Source organism: Flavobacterium koreense, assembly GCF_054776075.1.
This window is the reverse complement of the sequence record NZ_BAAHCF010000008.1, coordinates 292191-317115: the sequence shown is the minus strand read 5'-3', so window position 1 is coordinate 317115 and position 24925 is coordinate 292191. Positions and strand designations below refer to the sequence as shown.

Annotated in this window: 18 protein-coding genes and 1 tRNA gene; 8 read left to right on the top strand and 11 right to left on the bottom strand. The window is 32.7% G+C overall.

Annotated elements, in window-relative coordinates; all coding sequences use genetic code 11:
• Positions 1-15 precede the first annotated feature (15 nt).
• The 3 genes from ACYU7A_RS04940 to ACYU7A_RS04930 all read left to right on the top strand — a co-directional run bounded on the left by ACYU7A_RS04940 (position 16) and on the right by ACYU7A_RS04930 (position 3216).
• Complete coding sequence (locus ACYU7A_RS04940; protein ID WP_460574584.1) at positions 16-1395, top strand: NADH-quinone oxidoreductase subunit N; 1380 nt, start codon at positions 16-18, stop codon at positions 1393-1395.
• Between the two features lie 115 nt (positions 1396-1510).
• Positions 1511-2785, top strand: a complete 1275-nt coding sequence (locus ACYU7A_RS04935) for a Y-family DNA polymerase (RefSeq protein WP_460574582.1) — start codon at positions 1511-1513, stop codon at positions 2783-2785.
• Positions 2776-3216, top strand: coding sequence for a LexA family protein (locus ACYU7A_RS04930; protein WP_460574580.1), 441 nt, complete (start codon positions 2776-2778; stop codon positions 3214-3216). Before ACYU7A_RS04935 ends, ACYU7A_RS04930 begins: the two co-directional genes overlap by 10 nt.
• Before the next feature lie 5 nt (positions 3217-3221).
• Here the strand turns inward: ACYU7A_RS04930 and ACYU7A_RS04925 are convergent, their stop codons facing one another.
• The 7 genes from ACYU7A_RS04925 to ACYU7A_RS04895 form a co-directional block, all read right to left on the bottom strand.
• Positions 3222-4892: a sodium/sugar symporter gene (locus ACYU7A_RS04925; protein ID WP_460574578.1), complete on the bottom strand. Its 1671-nt coding sequence runs from the start codon at positions 4890-4892 to the stop codon at positions 3222-3224.
• A 119-nt stretch (positions 4893-5011) separates the two neighbouring features.
• Positions 5012-6058 (bottom strand): UDP-glucose--hexose-1-phosphate uridylyltransferase, encoded by a 1047-nt coding sequence (locus tag ACYU7A_RS04920; protein ID WP_460574576.1) that lies wholly within the window; start codon positions 6056-6058, stop codon positions 5012-5014.
• A 39-nt stretch (positions 6059-6097) separates the two neighbouring features.
• Complete coding sequence (galK, locus tag ACYU7A_RS04915; RefSeq protein ID WP_460574574.1) at positions 6098-7267, bottom strand: galactokinase; 1170 nt, start codon at positions 7265-7267, stop codon at positions 6098-6100.
• Positions 7268-7302: 35 nt separating this feature from the next.
• Positions 7303-9702: a beta-galactosidase GalA gene (gene galA / locus ACYU7A_RS04910; RefSeq protein ID WP_460574572.1), complete on the bottom strand. Its 2400-nt coding sequence runs from the start codon at positions 9700-9702 to the stop codon at positions 7303-7305.
• A gap of 5 nt (positions 9703-9707) precedes the next feature.
• A complete protein-coding gene (locus tag ACYU7A_RS04905) occupies positions 9708-10718 on the bottom strand; it encodes a glycoside hydrolase family 53 protein (protein WP_460574570.1) in 1011 nt (336 codons plus the stop codon).
• Position 10719: 1 nt separating this feature from the next.
• Positions 10720-11802 carry a glycoside hydrolase family 53 protein gene (locus ACYU7A_RS04900; protein ID WP_460574568.1) on the bottom strand — a complete coding sequence of 361 codons (1083 nt, stop codon included), beginning with the start codon at positions 11800-11802 and terminating at the stop codon, positions 10720-10722.
• Positions 11803-11806: 4 nt separating this feature from the next.
• Positions 11807-12853, bottom strand: coding sequence for an aldose epimerase family protein (locus ACYU7A_RS04895; RefSeq protein ID WP_460574566.1), 1047 nt, complete (start codon positions 12851-12853; stop codon positions 11807-11809).
• 99 nt (positions 12854-12952) lie between these two features.
• On the opposite strand from ACYU7A_RS04895, the gene ACYU7A_RS04890 reads away from it, so the two are divergent.
• A complete protein-coding gene (locus ACYU7A_RS04890; protein ID WP_460574564.1) occupies positions 12953-13951 on the top strand; it encodes a GntR family transcriptional regulator in 999 nt (332 codons plus the stop codon).
• A 36-nt stretch (positions 13952-13987) separates the two neighbouring features.
• Here the strand turns inward: ACYU7A_RS04890 and ACYU7A_RS04885 are convergent.
• Positions 13988-14067 (bottom strand) — tRNA-Leu (locus tag ACYU7A_RS04885).
• A 210-nt stretch (positions 14068-14277) separates the two neighbouring features.
• On the opposite strand from ACYU7A_RS04885, the gene ACYU7A_RS04880 reads away from it, so the two are divergent.
• The 4 genes from ACYU7A_RS04880 (at position 14278) to ACYU7A_RS04865 (ending at position 17287) form a co-directional block, all read left to right on the top strand.
• Positions 14278-15219, top strand: a complete 942-nt coding sequence (locus tag ACYU7A_RS04880) for a ribose-phosphate pyrophosphokinase (RefSeq protein WP_344817285.1) — start codon at positions 14278-14280, stop codon at positions 15217-15219.
• A gap of 29 nt (positions 15220-15248) precedes the next feature.
• A complete protein-coding gene (locus ACYU7A_RS04875) occupies positions 15249-15857 on the top strand; it encodes a 50S ribosomal protein L25/general stress protein Ctc (RefSeq protein ID WP_460574561.1) in 609 nt (202 codons plus the stop codon).
• A 234-nt stretch (positions 15858-16091) separates the two neighbouring features.
• On the top strand, positions 16092-16712 hold the full coding sequence (gene pth / locus ACYU7A_RS04870) for an aminoacyl-tRNA hydrolase (RefSeq protein WP_396143539.1): 621 nt from the start codon (positions 16092-16094) through the stop codon (positions 16710-16712).
• A 44-nt stretch (positions 16713-16756) separates the two neighbouring features.
• On the top strand, positions 16757-17287 hold the full coding sequence (locus ACYU7A_RS04865; protein WP_460574559.1) for a hypothetical protein: 531 nt from the start codon (positions 16757-16759) through the stop codon (positions 17285-17287).
• 44 nt (positions 17288-17331) lie between these two features.
• On the opposite strand, the gene ACYU7A_RS04860 is transcribed toward ACYU7A_RS04865, so the two are convergent.
• The 3 genes from ACYU7A_RS04860 to ACYU7A_RS04850 all read right to left on the bottom strand — a co-directional run bounded on the left by ACYU7A_RS04860 (position 17332) and on the right by ACYU7A_RS04850 (position 24777).
• Positions 17332-19977, bottom strand: coding sequence for a zinc-dependent metalloprotease (locus ACYU7A_RS04860; RefSeq protein ID WP_460574557.1), 2646 nt, complete (start codon positions 19975-19977; stop codon positions 17332-17334).
• Positions 19978-20101: 124 nt separating this feature from the next.
• Positions 20102-21337 (bottom strand): M43 family zinc metalloprotease, encoded by a 1236-nt coding sequence (locus ACYU7A_RS04855; RefSeq protein WP_460574555.1) that lies wholly within the window; start codon positions 21335-21337, stop codon positions 20102-20104.
• Positions 21338-21414: 77 nt separating this feature from the next.
• Positions 21415-24777 carry a zinc-dependent metalloprotease gene (locus tag ACYU7A_RS04850; protein ID WP_460574553.1) on the bottom strand — a complete coding sequence of 1121 codons (3363 nt, stop codon included), beginning with the start codon at positions 24775-24777 and terminating at the stop codon, positions 21415-21417.
• Positions 24778-24925 lie beyond the last annotated feature (148 nt).

The following is a 24925-nucleotide window of genomic DNA, read 5'->3' as shown; positions in this document are numbered from 1 at the left end:
AATCCTTAATAAAAAATGAATACATTAATAGCAATATCAGGTTTAGGCGTTTTCTGTCTTATAGCTGAAATCTTTAATTTTAGAAAAGCAATTGTACCTGTAGTTATCTTAGGTCTATTAGCAATACTAGGCACAACACTAAATATTTGGTCATTTGGAGAATTGTTAAACAGTCAATACACCAATATGATTGTTGCTGATAAATTTTCAAATGCTTTTTCATCATTATTCATTGTTCTTACTATATTTTTAGTAGCTATGAGCCATGATGTTTACAAAGATCATGAGACAAAAATTTCTGACTTTATAGCAATAAAAATTTTCCTTTTAGCCGGTGCTGTAGCGATGGTTTCTTTCTCGAACTTATCGATGTACTTTTTAGGAATTGAAACATTATCAATAGCTCTTTACATTCTTGCAGGAAGTAGCAGATTGGATATAAAAAGTAATGAAGCCGGAATGAAATATTTCCTAATGGGTTCGTTTGCATCTGGATTTATTCTATTTGGTATCTGTTTAATTTATGGAGCCATGGGAAGTTTTGATGTTACAGAGATTAGCGAAATGTCGCGCTCAGCAGAATTACCAATTTGGTTTCCAATAGGAATTTCGTTATTGACTGTAGGTATGTTATTCAAAATTGCTGCAGTACCATTTCATTTTTGGGCACCAGATGTTTATGAAGGAGCACCATCAATTGTAACAGCAACCATGAGTACTTTAGCAAAAGTTGTTGCTTTTGCTACATTATATAAATTATTGGCTACTATGAATGCTGATATCTCTTCGGCATACCAAAATATTATCGTAATAGTTTCAATTGCTTCTATGACTGTTGGAAATATTATGGCTTTACGTCAAAATAATGTAAAACGTATGTTGGCGTTTTCAGGTATTTCTCATGCTGGTTTTATGATGATGACTTTATTAAGCCTATCTAATTCATCTGGGAACTTACTTTATTATACGGTTGCTTATGCTTTAGCAGGAATTGCTTCCTTTGCAGTAATCATAAATGTTACAAGAAATAAAGACAATGAAGATATTTTAAACTTCAACGGACTTGGAAAAACCAATCCAGTAATGGCAGCAGTTTTAACAGCGTCACTTTTATCAATGGCTGGAATCCCAATTTTCTCTGGATTTTTTGCTAAATTCATGTTGTTTACACAAACTATTCAAGCTGGATTCCTAATCGTTGTTATTGCTGGTGTTATTAATTCTATAATTAGTGTTGGATATTATTTCAAACTAATTTTAGCAATGTATACTAAAGAACCAAGTGAAGAAAAACAAAGTACTCCATTCGTATACTATGCAGTTGGAATCGTTTCAATTGTATTAAATATCATCATCGGATTGTATCCATCTTTAGTTACAGATTTAATTAAATAAGAATATTATTTTTAAAATACTCAAAACCATCAAAAGCAATTTTGATGGTTTTTTATTTATCAACAATCGAACTATTTAACAATTGTGAAATTCAATTATTGACTAAATTTACAACATGTATGCTTTAGTCGATTGTAACAATTTTTATGCCTCGTGCGAACGTGTTTTCCAGCCTCAATATAATGGAAAACCAGTTGTTATTTTGTCTAATAATGACGGTTGCGTTATTTCTAGAAGTAACGAAGCTAAAGAAGTTGGTGTTCCAATGGGTGCGCCTGAATTTAAAATTCGTGAACTTCTGAAAGAGAAAAATGTTAAAGTCTTCTCTTCTAATTATCCTTTATATGGTGACTTGAGTAATCGTGTGATGAAAACTTTAGAAGCGTTTACTCCAAATCTTGAAATTTACAGCATTGATGAAGCATTTCTAAACTTTGATGGAATGTCGATTTCTGATTATCATGACTATGGAATTCAGATGAAAAAACGTGTACAAAAATGGGTTGGAATTCCAGTTTGTGTTGGATTTGCACCAACTAAAGCACTTTCAAAAGTAGCCAATAGAATTGCTAAAAAGTTTCAAGACAGAACACAAGGAATTTATGTAATTGATACGGAAGAAAAACGCATCAAAGCCATAAAATGGACTAAAATTGAGGACGTTTGGGGAATTGGCCGCAGATTAACAAAGAAAATGATGGCGCACAATATTCTAACAGCTTATGATTTTACAAAACCTCAACACGAAGCTTGGATTAGAAAAGAAATGGGCGTTATTGGTATGCGATTAAAATATGAATTGGAAGGAAAATCAGTTTTAGATTTAGAACCTATTCGGGAACAAAAGAAAAGTATTGCTACTACTAGAAGTTTTCCAAAACAGATTTCAGAATTTGACGATTTACGAGAACGTGTGGCAACCTTTTCAGCAGTTTGTGCCGAAAAATTGCGCAAACAAAAATCATGCTGTCAAACGATAATTGTGATGCTAGTCATTGATAAACACAAATACCAATCTCAAAAATACTATTTCAATAAAGCAGTTACTTTGCCTTATTCAACCAATTCAACTTTGACAATTTCAAATGTTGCCATATCCATGTTGAAAGATTTGTACAAAGGCAATGAAGGAATCAAATTCAAAAAAGCTGGTGTTATAGTTACTGAATTAATTGATGAAGAAAAAAAACAGCTTCAATTATTTGAAGAAGAAAACCCGAAGCATTTGGCAATCATGAAAGCAATGGATTTTTTGAATGCTAAAATTGGAGATCGAAAAGTAAAATTAGGAACACAAAATTTAAATCTAACTTGGAACATGAAGCAAAATCATTTGTCACCTAGATTCACTACAAGATTTAACGAAATACTAGAAATAAAATGTCACTAAAAAGCGAATCCTCTTTAACTTTCTTCCGGCCTGATTTGGAAAGCGAATTGAAAATACCTTACATAAAAGAAGGCGTTTCTGCTGGATTTCCATCACCTGCAACCGATTTTATGGAAAGTGGCATTGATTTAAATAAAGAATTATGTAAAAATCCTTTATCTACGTTTTACATAAAAGTAAATGGAAATTCGATGATAAATGCAGGAATAAATGACAAAGACATTCTTGTTGTTGACCGAAGTTTAGAACCTCAAAACAACAAAATTGCAGTTTGTTTCATCGATGGAGAGTTTACTGTAAAACGAATCAAAACAGAAGAAAATTGTATCTATCTAATGCCTGAAAATAAAAATTACCAACCCATAAAAGTCACAGACGAAAATGAGTTGATAATTTGGGGAATCGTTACTTATGTGATAAAAAATTTGTAATAATTTTACCAAAAAACAGTATATAAAGCTGCTGTAACGGCAACAATCACAAGCATTCCTACGGTGAAACTTGGTGACATTTTAAACATAGTTTTATCAACTTCTAAACCATTAGTTTGAAGACCTTTTTTAGTTTCATACATACTAATAAAGTACATTCCAATAACACAAATTAAAAATACAAATCCCATTCTATCAATAAACGGAATTTCATATACGCCATCAGCATTTGGCACAGCAAATCCCATCGGATTTAAGAATGATAAATCAACAAAAGCTGGCATAAATTTGAAAATGATAGAAAGAATGAATCCTCCAATTGTTGCAAATAACGCCGCGTTTGAAGTAGTTTTTTTCCAAAAGAAACCCAAAATAAACATCGCAAAAACACCCGGACTTACAAAACCAGTATATTCTTGAATGTATTGAAAACCTCCTTTTTTATCTATTCCTAAAAATGGTGCAACAACAACAGCAATAATCATTGCCGTGATTATCGTTAGTTTTCCAATGTTTACTAATTTTTTCTCGCTTGCCTCAACATTAATTTTTTCCTTATAAACGTCTAATGTAAAAATCGTTGCTATACTATTCGCTTTTCCTGCCAAAGAAGCTACAATCGCCGCGGTCAATGCTGCAAACGAAAGCCCTTTTAATCCAACTGGTAATAAATTCAATAAAATTGGATAAGCTCTGTCAGGATTTACGCTTCCGTCTTGTAACATCTCGGTTTGGAAATGTCCGTTTTGATATAAAACATAAGCTGCAATTCCTGGTAAAACGACTATAATTGGCATTAATAATTTTAAGAAAGCCGCAAACAAAATACCACCACGAGCTGTTTTTAAATCGGCACCTAAAGCTCTTTGAGTAATATATTGGTTACAACCCCAATAATTCAGATTGATAATTAACATTCCGCCAATTAGCACTGAAAGTCCTGGTAAATCCATGTAATTTGGATTCGATTTATCAAAAATCATATGAAAATGGTCATCGGCTTTATCTCGCATAATATTAAATCCGTTTATAACTCCATCTGAACCAAATTCGGTTGCTACTAAATTTAATGCTAAATATGTGGTAATCAATCCACCTAAAATCAAGAAAAACACCTGAATAACATCGGTGTAACCAATAACTTTCATTCCTCCAAGTGTAATCATAACTGCAAAAACAGCCAAAAAAATCATACATAAAGTAATATTCAAACCTGAAATACTACTAATTGCTAAAGCTCCTAAATACAATATTGAAGTCAGATTTACCAATACATATAATAACAACCAAAAAACAGCCATAATCATTGCGACGTTCCCATTATACCGCTGTTTTAAATATTGTGGCATGGTAAATATTTTGTTTTTGAGATATACCGGCATGAAAAAAACCGCAACGATTACCAAAGTAATTGCTGCCATCCATTCGTAAGTGGCAATAGCTAATCCCATTTTGAAACCACTTCCACTCATTCCAATAAACTGCTCAGCACTGATGTTACTTGCTATTAAAGACGCTCCAATTGCCCACCAAGTCAAAGAACCTTCGGCAAGAAAATAATCGTTACTACTGGTTTGCGCTTTCTTTTTTCGGTTGTAAATCCAAAATCCGTAACCTACAATTATGATAAAATAGAGGAAGAAAACAATATAGTCTTTGGTTGCTAGTGTTTGCATTGGTTTAGTTTAATGGTTAGTTATCAATTTTTTAACCATTAAGGTATTAAGGTAATTAAGTCTTAATGAATCTTAATTTCTTAATGGTTAAAGTTTATACTTTAAATTACTATTCTTAATTATTTCTTTTTAAAATGAACTTCAGATAATTCTCTTAAAATTTTAGCACTTTGTTCAGGTGAAATATCGCGTTGTGCTTCAGCAAGCATTTCATAACCGACCATAAATTTTTTTACGGTTGCGCTTCGCAATAATGGTGGATAAAAATGCATGTGAAAGTGCCATTCTGGATGCGAAACTCTATCCGTTGGCGATTGATGAATTCCTGCTGAATAAGGAAATGAAGTTTTAAATAAATTATCATATTTGACTGTAATTCCTTTTAGAATCTCGGAGAATGCTTTCGTTTCGTCATTGGTCATTGCTATGATATTTCCGAAATGTCGTTTGCTGATAATCATGGTTTCATAAGGCCAAGTTGCCCAAAACGGAACCAAAACCACAAAATGATCATTCTCAATAACGACACGTTCTTGCAACTTTAATTCTTGCTCAACATAATCTTTCAACAAACTGGATTGATTTTTATCGTAATATGCACGAAGACTTTTTTGAGTTTTTTCTATTTGAGTTGGTAAAGAAGATTGTGCCCAAATTTGACCGTGTGGATGTGGATTGCTGCAACCCATAACGCTTCCTTTATTTTCAAAAATCTGAACGTAATTGATGAAATCTTGACTTCCTAATTCGATGTATTGTTCTTTCCAAACTTTTACCACTTTCTCAATATCTGAAACTTCCATTTCGGGTAATGTGAGATTGTGTTTTGGTGAAAAACAAATTACTTTATTGATGCCACGTTCAGGTTTTAACTGAAATAAATTATTGGAATTATTTTCAAAATCAACTTCATCTCGTAACAAAGCAGAAAAATCATTTTCAAACACATAACAATCGGTGTAATTGTCATTTTTTACTCCATTTGAACGAACATTTCCTGAGCACAAATAGCAATTTTCATCGTGTTCTGGACGATTGTCTTCTGCAATTTTCTCGTTCTGACCTTGCCATGGACGTTTGGCTCGATGTGGCGAAACCAAAATCCATTCGTCTAGCAAAGGATTATATCTTCTATGTGGATGTTCGTTGTGGTCGAATTGTTGCATAATTTTAGTTTCTCGCAAAGTCTAAAAAGCGATATGATTTTAATTTTTATATTCTGATGTTCCTTTGGATATTTTGACTTTATATGATTTTAATTCTATGCCAAATTTGGAACGATATTGTGATGAAATTTTTTCAATTAGTTTCTTTTCTGAGCCTTTTTCTACTAGATTTATAGAACAACCTCCAAAACCGCCACCCATCATTCTTGCTCCTAAAACTGAAGTTTCATTGGCTACAGCATCAACTAAAAAATCTAATTCATCGCAACTCACTTCATATTCTTTAGACAAACCGTGATGTGTTTCAGTCATTAAATTTCCTAGCCTATTAAAATCTGAATTTTCTAAAGCATCAACGGCATCTTGGACACGTTGAATTTCTTTTACTACAAAATGACATCTTTTGTAAACGATTTCTCCTAATTCATTTTTAAGAGCATTTACCATTTCTTCAGTACAATTTCTAAAGGTTTTTACTTCTGGAAAATGACTTTTTATGATGGCTAAACCTTGTTCTACCTCGTTTCTTCTATCGTTGTAACCTGATGTTAAATGCGTATGTTTCACATTACTATCCAATAAAAGTAGTGAATATTTTTTGAAATCAGCTTTATGATATTCGTATGCTAAGGTATTGCAATCGAGTTTGATGACTTTATCTTTCTTTCCAAAAACAGAGGCAAATTGATCCATTATGCCACAATTTACACCTACAAAAGTATGCTCTGATTTTTGTCCGATAAGCGCAATTTCTTCTTTGGTTAAACCTAAAGCAAACATTTTATTGAAAGCATACGCAAAGCCACATTCTACTGCTGCCGAAGATGAAAGTCCCGAACCAATAGGAACAGAACTACTAAAAACTGCATTAAATCCGTCATCGAATTGCTTTTGTTCTTTTAGTTGTTGCAAAACCCCAAGAATATAATTAATCCACATGGTTTGATTTGGAACTAAAGTCTCTTTTAAATTAAATTCGAAAACCTCATTCAAATCTTTGGCTATGATTTTACAATCAGAATTTTTATTAGTTGAAATTGCGATGCAAACATATTTATTAATGGCTGCTGGCAAAACAAATCCGTCATTATAATCTACATGTTCACCAATAATATTGATTCTTCCTGGTGAAAGGAAAATATGTTCCGGTTTATTTTGAAAGGTTTTTTCAAAATGTTCCGATGTATTTTGTATTAATTTTTTTTTCATTTTATGAGTCCCGAAAAATCTAGGATTATTTCAAATTATTTTTGATTAATTTCCACTACAGTTGAAAGCAATCCGTTTGATTTTACTTCCAATTTTACATCTCCAACTGTTTTTCCAGCTTGAATAATCACTTGACATTTTCCGTTGAAAGCACTTCTTTGCCAAGCACCATCAGCACATTTATCAGGTTCATGCGAACTTGGATCACCATTTCCAACACCAATTATTTTAGCATCGCCAATTATTTTGAAATAAACCATATTGTTAGCATTTGGAACTTCTCTTCCTTTATCATCAACAATGGAAACATTCACCACTATGCCATCTTTTCCGTCTGCTAAAACTGTGGCTTTATCAGCAACTGCAATAACTTTTGTAGCGTAATTAGTAGTTTCAACTTTTGAAGTTAATTTCCTTCCGCTTTTATAAGCAACTGCTTCTAAAGTTCCTGGTTCGTAGTTGACTTCCCATTGCAAATGGCTGTTTCTTGGCATGACTTTTTTTCCTAAGCTTTTTCCGTTAAGGAATAATTCCACATCGTCAGCATTAGTATTTACCCAAACGTCAATTGGTTTACCTACTTTCTCTGGCCAATTCCAATGTGGTGAAATGTGCAGAATATCTTCATTTGTCCACCAACTTTTATAGTAGTAATAAATATTTTTTGGAAAACCGCAAACATCTAAAATTCCAAAATGCGAACTAATATTGGGCCATTTGTAAGGTGTTGGTTCACCACGATAATCAAATCCTGTCCACACAAAACCTCCAAGCCAATAGTCATTTTCTGCAGCTAATTTCCACCAAGTTTCTGCTTTACTTGCCCACCAAGGATGTGTGATGTCTTGGTCTGGAACGTAAGCTCTAATTTCATCTTTTTCATAGATTCCACGAGTAGTTACTGTACTTCCCATTTCGGTTCCAAGCAATGGTTGATTGGGATGATCGCAATGATAATCGGCAACAGCATATTCACGATAATTAAATCCGCGAATCGGAATTACTTCATTTACACCTTTGAATTCGTTAGGCATATCAGCTGCATATGTTGACGTTCTCGTTGGGTCTAACTCTGCTTGAATAGCTAAAAGTGTTTTTGCAATTCGTTTTCCATAATCGTTTCCTTGAATGTTTTGTTCCTCATTTCCAATGGACCATAAAAAAACGGAAGCGTGATTTCTATCGCGTTTAAGTATTCTTTTAAATTGGTCGATATATTCTGGACTACTGTTTAACAAACGTTGTTCATCAACAACTAACATTCCCAAACTATCACAAGCTTCCAAAAGTTCTGGAGTTGGTGCGTTATGACTTGCTCTGTAAGCATTAGAACCCATTTCTTTGAGTAATTTTATACGATAATATTGCATGAAATCAGGTAGCGCACTTCCAATTCCGGCATGGTCTTGATGATTGTTTGTTCCTTGAATTTTGATTTTTTTACCGTTTAAGAAAAAGCCTTCTTTGGCATCGAATTTAACTGTTTTTATTCCAAAACGTGTTTTCGTTTGATGTAGAATTTGGTTTCCTGATTTTACAACAGAAATTACCTTGTACAAATACGGATTTTCAAGTGACCAAAATGTAACATTGTTCAAATTCAAATTTTGCTTAATGGTAGTTTTTCCGTTAACCGAAAGTGCAACTTTTTGTTCAGAAGTTTTACCGAGTTGCTTGCCGTTTCTATCCGTAATTATGGAATAAACGACAGCATTAGAAGGTTGTAGATTTTTACATTCAACTTCTGTTTCAATAGTAATAGTTGCGTTTTTACCCTTTACTTTTGAATGTACAAAAACTCCATCATTTGGAATGAAAACTTTATCGGTAACATTCAACCAAACGTGACGATAAATTCCGGCACCTTCATAAAACCAACCTTCATATTGTGTAGCATCTACTCGAATTACAATAACATTATCGCCTTCAAAATTCACATAATCAGAAACATCATAAGAATTGCCAACGTAACCACTAAAATTGGTTCCGACATAAAATCCATTGAACCAAATTTCGGCATTTCTGTAAATTCCGTCAAATTGAAGTTCAAATCGTTTTCCTTCGTCTTTTTTATCAACAGAAAAATGTTTGCGATACCAACCAATACTCGTTTCAGGATAAGCACCACCAACTGGTTTATAACCATGACTATCCATTTCAACTTGGTCTGATTTTACAAAAGGAAGTTCGACAACCCAATCGTGAGGAACGTTGATTTTTTTCCAAGTGGTATCCACAAACTTTGGATTTACAATAGTAGTTGCATAGACATTAGACTTGTGAAGCAACGCTGTTTTTCCATAGTCAAAATCTTTGGAAACATCAGCCGAATTTCCAAAATGAAATTTCCAATCTTCGTCTAAACTGATTTTTTTCTGAGCAAAAGTTGTACTTAAACCCATAAGAATTAAAGCAAAATAGTATATTTTTTTCATCGTAATTATTCTTTAAATGCGTCTAATGCTGGTGATGGTTTTCCATCAGCTTGCCATGCGCTTAAACTGTAACCACTCCATGATTTTGCTCCTTGTGGTTCCCAATACATCACTCCCAAACCTCTTTTATTTGGAACTTTTTTAACGGCTTCAATAGTAGCTTTTAATAATTCATAAGTGTTTTGAACTTTGTCATCTTCACCACCAACTTCAACAATCATTACATCTTTATTATATCGTTGAACCATATCGTTTAGATTGAATTCTAAGTCGGCAATGGTTTCTTTATAATCTTTTTTAATCCAATAAGGATAATAAGAAAGTCCGATGATGTCGTATTTTACATTTTGAGCCGTAGCATTATCGAAGAACGTTCTGAATTTAGCATTGTTATTTCCTTCATCAACATGAACGATTACTTTGATTTTTTTATCTACAGCTTTTACAGCATCGTAACCTTTATTTAAAAGTTGCCCAAGCTGATTCCAGTTATCGGTGCTTCCTTCTGGCCACATCATTCCGCCTGGAATTTCATTTCCAACTTGAACCCATTCTGGAGTTACACCTGCATTTTTTAAAGCCGAAATCACTTCAAAAGTATGATTGTAAACATCGTTTAATAATTCAGGAAACGAATGATTTTTCCACGCAGCAGGTTTATTTTGCTTTGCAGGATCAGCCCAAGAATCGGAATAATGAAAGTTAATCATCACACGCATTCCCATTTTTTGGGCACGTAATGCCATTGCTACAGTTTCATCTTTACTACAATGTCCGCTTGCTTTATCATCATTTGGATTTACCCAAACACGAAGACGAACGGAATTCATACCTCTATCTTTTAGCAATTGTAAACATTCTTTTTCAGTACCGTCTTGGTCATAAAATTTGTAACCTGTGGCTTCCATTTGAGGCAACCAACCTACATCGGCACCTTTTGCGAAAGACGATTTAGAACTTTTACAAGAAGTAAAATTCAAAGCTAATAGCAATGTCAAAAAAAGACTTTTTCTCATATTAATTTTGGCTAAAAGCATCCATTACAGGAAGTGCATTATTATTAAAATCCCACAGCGCTTGATTTTCCCATGAAGAACCATTTGTAGATTGAGTTCCTCTAAAAGCTACCCATTCTGAACCCCAATAACAAAAACCTAGTCCATGAGAATTTTGCTTTACAAGGTTTTTTATTGCCAAAACAAAATTTTTCTGACCTTCATTGGATGCTGGATAAGTTGTAATTAATTGATCATTTTGTCCCACTATATTGTTGGTCCAATCGTTCCAATTTAAGGTAAATGGATAAGCTGTTTCTGCAATAATGACTTTTTTATTGTGTGTTTGTCCTAAAGATGTAATTGTAGCATTTACATCTGAAAGATTTTTCCCATGCCAAATTGGATAATAAGACAATCCGATATAATCATAATTTATTGCACTCATTTTATTGAAAAACCATGTGGCTCCACTTCCGATTCCGGCATAATGAAGCATTATTTTTGTATTAGGTTTTTGTGTTCTAATTTTAGCACTAATAGCAGTAATCAATTGTAAACTTTGATTTTCATTATTAATTAAATGTCCTTGAGGCCAAAGCAATCCGCTGTTGATTTCGTTACCTATTTGGATAATATCTGGATTGATTTCTGTTAAAATGGTTGCTGTATAATTTTCGGCTGCTGTTTTTAAATCATTAAAACTTAAACTTTGCCATTCTGCTGGAGTTGTTTGATTGGCTGGATCAGCCCAAGTATCTGAATAATGAACTGAAAGCCAAACTTTAAATCCGGCATTTTTAGCTCTTGTGGCAAATGTTTTTACTTCATTAAAAGTAGATTGATTTACGGTTGGATTTTTCCATAAACGAATTCTTATAGTATTGCAACCTGCATTTTTTAAAGTTGTTAATGCGTCTTGAGCGACACCATTGTTTTTGTAAATTGTACCTTCACTTTCGATTAAGGGTAAAAATGACATATCTGCGGCACGAATAAAATCATCCGTTGGCATTGGATTAGGTGTTGGTGTTTGTTGAGTATCATCACTTGAGGAACATGATGCTAATAAAAAACTGAAAATTAAAATAAATAGCTTTTTCATAACTTTATATTTTTTCGAATTTGAATGTGGTTTTATGATGATAAGTTTCGTCTTTTTTCAAAACTGCACTTGGAAAATGTTCGTGATTTGGTGCATCTGGAAAATTTTGTGCTTCAAAACAAATACCACTTAATGGATGGTAACTCGCATTTTCTTTTCCTTTGATTTGATTAAAACAATTTCCACCAACATAAATATGAATTGCTGGTTGGTTAGTAAAAACCGACATTTTCAAATTATTCTTTTTACTTATTAATATAGCCGAAACAGTATCGTTATCATTTAAAACAAAGGTGTTATCAATTTTAGTTGGACATTCTTTTGGTAAATTAAAATCGAATGGACTTCTAGCAACTTCAAAAAATCTACCTGTTGGTATATTATCAATATTGGTTTCCAAAGTTTTGGATGAATTTACAAATAAATCTTGATTCACAATATCTTCAGATTGTCCGTCTAAGTTAAAATAGCTATGTTGTGTGAGATTTATTACGGTATCTTCAGTAGATTTTGCAAACATATCTACTTTCAATTCGTTATCTTCAGTTAAGATATAAGTCACTTGTGTTGTTAATTGTCCTGGAAAATTTTCTTCATTGTCCTGACTTATATATTCCAACGTAATTGCATTTGTCGTAACATTCTTAACGTTCCATAATGCTTTGCTAAACCCATTGATTCCACCGTGAAGTTGATGAGAACCATGATTTTTAGTAAGTTCTACTTTATTTCCGTTTAAAATAAATTCAGCGTTATTTATTCTTCCTGCATATCTTCCAACTATGGCACCTAAATATGGAGCACTAGGTAAATTAAATGATTGAATATAATTTTCTAAAGTTTCAAAGCCTAGAACGACATCAACTTTTTCCTTTTTGGAAATTGGAATTTTTATTGAAGAAATTACTGCTCCATAATTAATCACTTCAACTTCAAAACCATTTTTATTGGACAAATTGTAACAAAAGACTTCTTTATCACTAGGTAAATAACCAAATGATTTGTCTTTTTTTGATTCTTTAAAATGTGAATTACGAATTTTTAACATCATTATTTTATTAATATAATATCAAAAGTAAAAAAATACATTTCTAAACCATACCAGTACCTACCAGTTTTTGTGTAACTTGCCACCAGTTATTTATTTCTTATGAAAATTATTACTGTTGATAATCATTCCAATTTACCAAAGTACAAACAAATTGTCCATTCAATAGAAGCGGCTATTTCTGAAAATCGATTGAAAAAAAATGACAAATTACCTTCGGTTAACAAGGTAAGTTTAGAATTTTCTATTTCAAGAGATACCGTTCTGTTAGCCTATGATGAACTTAAAAAAAGAGGGATTATTTACGCTATTTTAGGAAAAGGATATTATGTAAAAAGTGTAGAGTTGAGTTTTGAGCAAAGAATTTTTTTATTGTTTGATGAATTGAACATTTTTAAAGAAGACATCTATAATTCCTTTTTGGAAAAGATGAATAACACTGCTCAGGTTGATATTTTCTTTCATCATTTTAATATTGAAATGTTTAAGAAACTGATTAATGAAAGTAATGGGAACTATTCTAAATACATCATTATGCCAACAAATTTGGTAGGTGCGGCTTCATTGATAAAAACACTTCCCAAACAAGATGTTTATATTTTAGATCAAACGAATTCAGATCTGAAAGATTATCCTTCCATTCATCAAAATTTTGTAAAAGATATTTATGAAGCATTACAAAAAGGAAAACATTTAATTGACAAATATCAAAAGTTAATCTTAATTTTTCCTGGATTTCGGGAACCATTAGGTATGAAAATTGGATTTGAAAAATTCTGTAATGACAATCATCTAAATCATGAAGTCATCAATCATTTTGAAGAAAGAACACTTGTTAGAGGTGATATATATGTAATTCCAGACGATAGAGATTTAGTAAAAGTCATAGAAAAATCCAAAACTCAAAATTTAAAATTGGGCTTAGATTTCGGAATTATTTCCTATAATGAAACACCTTTAAAAAAAGTTGTTGAAAACGGAATCACAACCATTTCAACAGATTTTAATGAAATGGGAAAACAACTTGCAACGATGATTTTAGAAAATAAAAAAATCCAAATCGAGAATAAAAACAATTTGATTATCCGGAATTCTTTATAAATAAAAAAGCTTCTGAAAAATCAGAAGCTTTTTACGTACCCGGAGCCGGAGTCGAACCGGCACGGTTTCCCACAGGTGTTTGAGACCAGCGCGTCTACCAATTCCGCCATCCGGGCATTAGCAGACAGAAATAACAACAGTCATTTCATCGCATTAAAATTGACTGAAAAAATCAATTTGTTTTAACACGTTGCAAATGTAAATAAATTTTAAACACATTTTCAAGAAAATAGTTAAAAATATCCTTTCAGACTCGGATTTTATTTCTAAATTTGCACCTCGTTAAAACGACACACAACTAACTAACTACAAAACAACAAATTATAATGTCACATTTAGAACCAGAAGCAAAAATATTTGCCTGTTCACAAAGTGTTCATTTAGCAGAAGAAATAGCTAAAAACTATGGTATTCCGCTAGGCAAAGTAACGTTCTCAAAATTTAGTGATGGAGAATTCCAACCTTCGTTTGAAGAATCTATAAGAGGATTACGCGTTTTTATTGTTTGCTCTACATTTCCAACAGCAGACAATTTGATGGAGTTATTATTAATGATTGATGCAGCAAAAAGAGCTTCAGCAAGACATATAACACCAGTAATTCCTTACTTTGGGTACGCAAGACAAGACAGAAAAGACAAGCCAAGAGTGCCAATTGGAGCAAAACTAGTAGCAAAATTATTAGAAACTGCAGGAGCAACTAGAATCATGACCATGGATTTACACGCCGATCAGATTCAAGGTTTCTTTGAAAAACCAGTTGATCATTTATTTGCTTCAACTATTTTCTTGCCTTATGTGAAAAGTTTAAATTTAGAAAATTTGACAATCGCATCTCCAGATATGGGAGGTTCAAAAAGAGCTTATGCTTATTCTAAATTTTTAGAATCAGACGTAGTTATTTGCTACAAGCAAAGAAAAGCCGCTAATGAAATTGGTTCAATGGAACTAATTGGCGATGTAAAAGGAAGAAATATTGTTCTTGTTGATGACATGATTGACACAGGAGGAACATTAGCAAAAGCAGCTGATTTAATGATTGAAAAAGGCGCTTTAAGTGTAAGAGCAATTTGTACACACGCAATTCTTTCAGGTGACGCATACGAAAAAATTGAAAATTCTAAATTATTAGAATTAATAGTTACCGATTCTATTCCATTAAAGAAAGAATCAAACAAAATTAAAGTGGTGAGTTGTGCGCCTCTTTTTGCAGAAGTTATGCACATGGTGCAACACAACAATTCCATCAGTGGAAAATTTTTAATGTAATTTATTTTTATTAACTATATATTTTTACAATGAAATCAATTTCGATTAAAGGATCAGAAAGAGAAAGCGTGGGCAAGGTAGCAACCAAAGTGGTACGTAATGCTGGAATGGTTCCTTGCGTAATTTACGGAGGAAGTCAACCAGTACATTTTCAAGCAGAAGCAAAAGCTTTCAAAAGTTTGGTTTACACTCCAAATGCGCACACAGTTGCCATTGATTTAGGAGGTAAAAAATTTGATGCTATTTTACAAGACATCCAATTTCACCCAGTAAGTGATGCAATTTTACACATTGACTTTTTCCAATTGTCAGATGATAAAGAAATCATCATGGAAGTACCAGTAAAAATCACAGGAACTTCTCCAGGTGTACTTTTAGGTGGTGTTTTAAATTTAAATCAAAGAAGATTAAAAGTGAAAGCTTTACCAAAAAATCTTCCTGATTTCGTAGAAGCTAACATTTCTGAATTACAAATGGGTAATAAATTGTATGTAACTAAATTAGCTACAAACAATTTCAAATTAATGCACCCAGACAATACTGTAGTTTGTCAAGTGAAGATTTCACGTGCTGCTATGAAAGCTGCTCAAGAAGCTGCAAAAGCAGAAAAAACAGCTGCAAAAGGAAAGAAAAAATAATTTTTCCAAAACCTTTTATATCAAAGCATCAGTATTTATTTACTGGTGCTTTTTTTATTTGGAACGAATCAGTAGAAATTCTTGCAAACCTTATTCCTGCTGTACATTACAATAAAAAAATGGTAATTTCGAGAGCCTCAACCACCATTTTTTTATTTCAATTACCATCAGGGTTAGTTAGTAATCCATTTACATAAAATTCCATTTTCAAAACAATTATACTATTTTTACCACATGAATTGGTTTTCAAATATTTTCAAAAACAACAACAAACAAGAAGAAACCCCAATGAAGAAATTCCTTATCGTTGGCCTAGGCAATATTGGTGCCGAATATGTAAACACACGACACAATATTGGATTTAAAATATTAGATTATTTTGCCAGAAAAGAATCCATTTCATTTCAAACAGCAAAACTTGGTGATGTAGCAGAGTTTAAAACAAAAGGTCGTACTCTAATTTTACTAAAACCAAATACATACATGAATTTAAGTGGTAAGGCTGTAAAATATTGGATGGAAAAAGAAAACATTGAAAAAGAAAATATTTTAGTTATTACTGATGATTTAAACTTGTCTTTTGGAACAATCAGAATAAAATCTAAAGGAAGTGACGGTGGTCATAATGGTTTAAAAAACATACAACTTTTATTAAATTCAACTGAATATCCTAGATTTAGATTTGGTATCAGTGACGAATTTAAAAAAGGAAGGCAAGTAGATTACGTACTTGGCGAATGGAATGAAGAAGAAAAAACAAAACTACCTGAACGACTTGAATTGGGTAGCGAAATTATATCCTCTTTTGCTTTGGCAGGATTGGCAAACACTATGAATATTTATAATGGTAAATAATGGTATTCTTTTTGATTATCTTTATCTAATTAAATAAGTTAACAATGAAAAAACTATTCATAATCCCAACAGCAATTCTCTTTTCTTTCTGTTGTACAAACAAAGAAATAATGAAAAAAGAAGAAGAAAATAAAGTCGTTACAAAAACAGAATCACCTTGTCCATCTGATGGAGTTTGTACCACAGAAATACTGAAGAACAAAAGTTTAGTTATAAAAACTGACGAATTTGGATCAACGTATACACAAACTATAGATAGTGAAACTACTTCTGTAATAGTTTATCAGTACAATAGAATCGTAAAAGGTGATTTGCAAGACGCTGGTTACAGAGAAGAAATAATTTTTGAAATAAACAATAACGATACAGAACTAAATTTAACTAATAAGGAACTTCAACAAACTAAAATGCATTTTGGTAGATTTTGTTTCTGCAGAGGACAAACAGGTTATTATAAAGTAGAAGAAGGTAAACTAAATTTAAAGAAAACAAACGATACTATAACTTTAAATTTAGATTTTACTATTACTAAAGTTCCTCAAATAATTAAAACCATTACAACTTCTATAAACTAAAAAAGTCCCGATAAAATCGGGACTTTTTATTTATAATAGAATAATTATTCTACTACTATTTTCTTAACAATCTTTTTATCGCCATCTTGAATATTAACAAGATAAATTCCAGATTGTACATTATCTAATTGAAGTGTTTGTTCAAACACACCATTGTTTTGATATACATTATTGAAGATAGATCTTCCTCTCATATCATAAACAGCTACATTGATATCATTTCCTGTATTTGAATTAAACTTAACTGTAAAAGTTCCATCATTAGGATTTGGATATAATGAGAAGTTATCAAAAGAGAAACTATCATTTCCTAACAAGGCAATTGTTTGAGAGCAAATTTCAATAGAAAATGAGTTAATTGTACCTGTTGTACCAGTAACCAAATCTCTGAATCCCATTTGCCAATTTCCAGATGGATTAAATCCAATCATAGAATCTAAACTTCCAACAGGAATATAAGTTCCTTGAGTTGGGCTTGCACATGTTAATGCCGATCCTTGAGCATCCCAAGTCACATTCATATTCGCACCACTTGCACATCCTTGGTTATATAATGTTAGTAACGAACCTCCAGGTCTAACAACAGCAAAATTCAAGTGTTGAATGTTTGGGTGCGTAGCATTTACATTAATGTTTACATCAGAAATTGTACTTGTTGAAGTTGGAACAGTTATTGTTCTAATAGTATAACCAGTTGATCCATCTGTAGGAGAAAACGCTGTGTTGAATGGATAAGTAACGCAATTATTAGTCACAGAATAACCTATCAATATATTTTTACTATTAACTGCATAATAAATATTTTCTTTTGCTCTTACCATAATTCTAGCAGTTTGTGTAACCACATTAGGAACTGTGATTGTAGCACTTCCAGAATTTGGAACTCCAGAAGGAGTTAACAATGTTGGAAAAGTTAGACCGCCATCTGTAGATAAATAAATATCAACATTTGCAGAAAGAGTTTCAGCACCATTTCTAACCCATGTGATTGTTTGAGTACTTCCTTGAGCCCAACCTACAGTTATACTTTGAGAACTTACAGAAAATGGTCCTATTGTGTTACTAGCAGTTACTACAACATTATCTCTTGTTGTTTGACCTCCATTTGGTGTTCTATTATCTCTAACAGTTAAAGCAAAATTGTAAGTTCTACCAGCAGTAGAAACAACTTCCCAAGTTGAAGCGATACTTCCTGCAACAACAGTCGCCAATGCAGGCATATAACGTTCTGGTGCAGTTACTGGAGGATTAGATCTAAAACTTGGTCCAGACGTGTTGTTTGCCGCTGGTGGTTGAGTTGCAACAGCGTTGTCAGTTTGTTCCCAACAATATGTTAGTGAATCACCATTAGCATCTGTCACAGATTGAGGAAATAAGATAAATGGTGTTCCCTTTGGAATTGTTCTATCAACACCAGCATTTACTGCAGGAGGAGTATTACCATTTAAAGCATTTGGTGCACAATTTCCTGTTGATGTCGTAAATGTCATCATTTGATTTAAACTTACCGTATGAAAGTGAGCATCCGAATTAGATTGCACATCTGGAGCACAAATACCTGCATAACCCATGATAGTATTTCCAGAACCTGTTTCTACAGCAGTTCCAGCTGATCTATTACAATTATTATTTTGTGTGTGAGTTGCGCCAAATTGGTGCCCCATTTCATGAGCTACGTAATCAATATCAAATGGGTCGCCAACTGGAGCTGGTGAACCTGTAATTCCTCTTGCCTTATTTGAGGTACAAGGAGAATTTAATTGAGCTAAACCTCCACCACCAGTACTAACAGTATGTCCTATGTCATAATTTGCAGAACCAATAGCAGCGTCAATTTCAACTTGACTTTGATCAATTAGAATAGTAGAAGTATCATTATCAAAATTGTCAGAGTCTACAAAAATCACTAAATCATTGTTAGCAACTAAATTCATACGTAAAGACATATCTCTTTCGTATAATCCATTTACACGTGTCATAGTAACGTTCATAGCTGCTAAAACGGCTGCCTTTCTTTGAGCTAATGTTCCTGCGCCAACTCCTGCGGCATTAATATGATAAGCAGCATACTCAATTGTACATGCCATAGCTAATCTATATTGTCTAAATCTACCATCATTTGCGGCTACAGAACTAGTTTCAAGTAATCTTGGTGCAATTTCTTCATCTGGATTAAGACATGAGAAAAAAGTGCCACTTGAAATATTATTTCTTCCATAAACAATGTAGTTTTCAAGATCTTTTGTGTAAGTATCTATGTAATAAGTACCTGTACTACCTGTAAGAGACATTACATGTAATCCAAAAATTGTAGTACTAAAACGAATTGAAGAAGTTCCATCTACACTTACTCCAGTATAAGACTTAATATCTGGATATCTATTAGCTAAACCTGCTTCCATTACTGGAGCATCAAAAATTCTATAACTAGTAAATTCTCCGTTTTGATTTGGAAAGTCAACAATTACATTTGAAGTTCCTGCATTTTCAGAAGGAGCTTGTTGTAATTGTGCTTTTAAAGCATTGAAGTCAAGAGAAAATAATTGATATTCTCTTGGCATTGAAGCACGATTCATCTTGCTTAAATTTTTTACTCTATCCTCTGTGGTTTTATTCCATAGAGAACCTTGACCAAAACTCGAAACAAAAATTAAAACCGCACTAAAAGTAAATAGTAAGTTTTTTTTCATAATGTTTTTATTATTAATTGTTCAAATTTATTAAAAAAAATGATAATTTCTTAATTTAGAATCAAAAAAAAGAAGCCTCAAACATTTATTAACATTTGAGGCAAAATATTTTAACAAAAAAATATTACTTTTTAATTATCTTATCTGATTTCAAAAAGCTTTCTCCATTGTATATTCTTAAATAATAAACTCCAGATTCCAAATCTTCGATATAAACTTTATTATTAACTTCTTCAAGTTTTTGTGATTTAACCAATTGACCATTTACGTTATAAACCTCAACAAAATCAACTGATGTATGTGGAGAAGTAATAATAAAATATTGAGAAACTGGATTTGGATAAACCGCAATAGCTTGAATAGCACCAACTTCATCAAGTCCAAGTGATGCACAACCATTAGATGTTAATAAACTTGCTCTTGGTCCGTTTAATGTGTTTCGCATTATTGTTTTTTGACCATTTGTAAAAAATGCCATACAAGCATCATTAACATAATCCATATAATTCATAAACATTGACCCATTTGTTGTTGTAGTACAAGCATTAGTGTTATTAGGAAAAGTAGGGCATCCAGAATACGGATCGTTTGTTGCCGGCGTATCGGCTACTCCATCACTATTAAATACTGTACCACAAGTACTTCCGTTATCACCCCAAGGATGTAATAATCCGAAGTAATGTCCTATCTCATGTGTGGCAGTCCTTCCTTTATTGAAAGGAGCTGTAGCCGTTCCTGTATTTCCAAAAAACTGATCTCCAATACACAATCCATCATCAGGATTACCTGCGGCTGATGGCAAATATGCGAAACCTAATAATTGATTAGTAGTAAACCTTCCTATCCAAATGTTTAAATATTTTGTTGGATCCCATGCTGTTAATCCTGCACTTAAATAATAACTGTCTTCAAAAACAAAAGACGAAGGAACTGATTTTCTTTCAATACCTGTAGACGCAACTCCTGCTGGTGTTCTTGTTGCTTTGCAAAACAATATTTCTACATCGGCACCAAGACCTTGAAAAGCGGCTGGAACTACAGTAGAAAAATCTGAATTTAATTTTCTAAAATCATTATTCAATATTGTCAATTGTGAATTGATTTGAGCATCACTAATATTCTGAATTGATGTTTTATACAAAACATGAAATACAACTGGAATTGTAACAACAACATTAGAATTTTTATTAGACTGTGCTGTAATAGGATTTTGTAAATAATCCATAGTCTCCTGATGATGAATTGCAAAAGAAGGATTATTTGCTTTAAGCTCGTTCATTTTTTCTGTAGTAGCACAGGTTCGTTGTGAAAAAACATTTAACGAACTAATTGCTAATACAATAAGAATAATCTTTTTCATTTTTTAAATTTTAAGATTTCAAAAGTAAATAAAAAAGGGAAGTAATCACTTCCCTTTAAAAAATATTTTTACAATCGTTATTCAACCACTATTTTTTTAGTAATTTTCTTATCACCATCTTGAATATTAATTAGATAAACTCCAGATTGAAGATTGTCTAATTGTAATTTTTCATTGAAAAATCCATTATTTTGATACGTTTTAGAAAAAACTTCTCTTCCTCTAATATCATGAATTCCAATTAAAATAGAATTGTCAGATGAAGAATTGAATTGAACAGTAAAAGTTCCATTATTTGGGTTTGGATACAATGCAAAATTTTCAAATATGTTTTGATTAACTGCTAAGGCTGGCGCTATGTTACATAAATTCAAACTCCAAGCATTAATTGAGCCACCGTCTTGGTTGAAAGAATCTAAAACTCTTAAAGTCCAAGTTCCGTTCATAGGCTCTCCATTGAAAGCTGATAGTGCTTGAGCAGGGATAACTACACCAGAAATTGCTGGATTATTTCCACAAACTATAGGCACACCAGCATCATCAAATGTAGCCGTAATATCATTTAAAGCTACACTTGTACATGGTTGAGCCACCAATTGGACTTGAGTTCCTGCTGGGCTTATTAATGTAATTGTCATATCATTTACCCATGTATGAGTAATATCAATTGTAACATTAGCGTCAGAAACCGTATTAGTTGATGTAACATTTAATGTAGAATTTGCTGTTACATTTGCAGTTGTTGGTATTGTTATAGGCACATTTGTAGAAGTAGCGGTTAAGCAAGTAATTATTCCAGTAACAAACTTGTATCCTGAACTGAAATTACCTGTACATGAAGCGCTCACTGGAGCAACTCTCCAAAAATACGCTACACCTTCTGTCAATCCATTTACATTGTAAACATTAGTGGTAACACTTCCTGAGCTTATAATTGTATTAAATCCAGCATCAGTAGCTACTTGAACATTGTAAGAAGATGCACTTGGATTTACTGACCAAGTTAATGCCAGTGAAGTATTTTGTGCAACTGCATTATTTGCTGGAGTTGTTAGTGTAACATCTGGTAAACCTAAATATAAGTGAAAAGGAACGGTTTTTACATCTGCCCCAGAAGTTGCATTAACGTTTATGTTGTAAACTCCAGCAGGTGCAGTTAGCAAGTTATCAACTGTCATCACAACAGTTCCATTTGAAGAACTTAAAGATGCTGGGCTAAAAGTTACATTTGTTCCAGCCGGATTTCCTGTTGCACTAAAAGTTGTAGTTCCAGTAAAACCAGCTAATGCAACATAGTCAAAAGTATAAGTTGTTGATGGCACTGAACAAACTAATGTACTTTGTACGCCTGATTGAGTTACAGCAAAAGTTGAAGGTGCTGTTGTAATTGTAAAGTTTGTATTAGAAATATCAAAGAATATATGTTGAAATCCTTTTACCATTATTCTATTATTTGTACCTACATTATTTGGAACAGTTACCACAGTACTACCATTATTTGGAACTTTATTTGCTAATTGAATAGGATATGTTAAACCTCCATCAGTTGATAAAAAGACATCAACAAAAGGAGAGTTAACACCGTTTCCTGTTGTTCCTGCCACATTCCATGTAACCGTTTGGTTTGTTCCTGCTATCCATGAAACAGCAGTATTAGGTGTGTTTACCACAAATGGCCCTGCAGCTGCATTAACTGTAACCACCATATCTGTATAAGCTGTTTGACCAACTTTTATTGGTGCAGTTGAGCTATACGGAGAGTTATCTCTAACTGTTAATCTAAAATTTAATGTTCTTGAAACAGAACTTAAAGCTTCAGACAACATTCCTGCATCTCCTCCAACATGACTAGTTGTAGCTGAATTTGCAATTACAGATGATAATTTTGGAAAATATCTACTCGGTGAAGCCGTTGGAAGCCATGAAATAAAGTTTGGTCCAATAGTTTTAGTAATACTTGCATTACTATTTGCTCCTGTTGATGATGCTCCATCGTCATTTTGTTCCCAGCAGTAAGTTAATGCATCACCTGCATCAGCATCTGTTGCAGAACCAGTAAGTACAAAAGGTGTACTTCTTGGAATGATATAATTTGGTACTGAAGCTACTACTGGAGTTGCGTTTGTTCCTGTTAAAGATGTTGTAATAGGACACAGTTTTGTAGCTAAATTATTTTGAATTTGCTCAATAGTCGCTTCATGGTAAATATCAATAGAATGTGGGGCTACATCTTGACCTGTAATTCCAGCATACCCCATAATTGTTACTCCTGAACCAACTTCTTTATTAACTCCTGCTCCTTCGTTATTATTAGAGAATGTATGGTTTCCTCCTAATTGGTGTCCAATTTCATGTACTACATAATCGATATCAAAATTATCTCCTTGTGGGATTCCATCAGCAGGAGAAGTAATACCTCTTCCTTTAGTACCACCTGTACCAGCGGCAACACCATTCACACAAACACAACCAATACAACCTGCGTTTCCACCACCACCGCTTGCACCAAACATATGACCTACATCATAGGCTGCATTATTAACAGCCAAAGATGTACCTGTTCCTGTTAATGTTGTATTAAGCGCTTGTTGTAACTGAGTATTCCAATTTCCCATTGTGGTATATGGGTCAGTAGTTGGATTGTAATAAATTACATTTGTTGAACCAGCAACTAAATTAAGATGAAGTGCTAAATCTTTTTCATAAACACCATTACAACGTGTTAATGTTGCATTAAAAGCAGCAACAACTAAACCAACTTGACTAGCATTAGTTGCTCCAAAATAATTTGAGTATTCTGCGTTACATGATTGAGCTAAACGCATCGTTTTTAATTGTCCTGCGCTTGATAAAGCCGTTGCATTAGTAGCTACTCTATTACCAATGTCATGAACTAGTTTTTGATCTTCAGTAGAGCAAGTCCAAGCTAATGCTCCTTTTTGTCTTTGAGATTTAAAAACTGCATAAGTTGTATGATCTTGAGAATAAGCTTCAATAAATTCACTTTCTTTATCAGCTCTAAAAACCATAGTTTGTATTCCTTGTGGTGAAATACTTAATTTTAAAGTTGCATATCTATCTGTAATACCTTTACCTGAATAAGCTCTTATTTCAGGAAATTGTGCTTGCAAATCTGGTTCAAAATTAGAAGCTTCATAAACTTCAAATTCTTCAATTCCTCCATCAGCATTTGGTAGAGATATAATAGTTGAGCGAGAAGATGCCCCATTCCCAACAATTGAAAATAATTGTTGTCTTAAAGGTGTAATATTTAAATCAAATAATTTAAAATCTTTAGGAAAAGCTAGTCTTGCAACTGCTTTATCTTTATTGATTATTCTATCGTTAGGATTATGAGAAATCCAAAAGCGGTTAGATTGTGAATACCCTATTGTAGTAAGTATAAGGGTAATAAAGGTTAATAGTGTAGTTTTTTTCATAAATTGAGTTAGTTAAATAAGGTGGTAAATATATAAAAGGTTGTTTAATAAAAAAACTAAAAAACTAGATTTCATATATTTATGAATTAAAAAACTTTCAAAAAACACTATAGTAGCGTATTCACTTAATTTTTTTGTATCGATATAA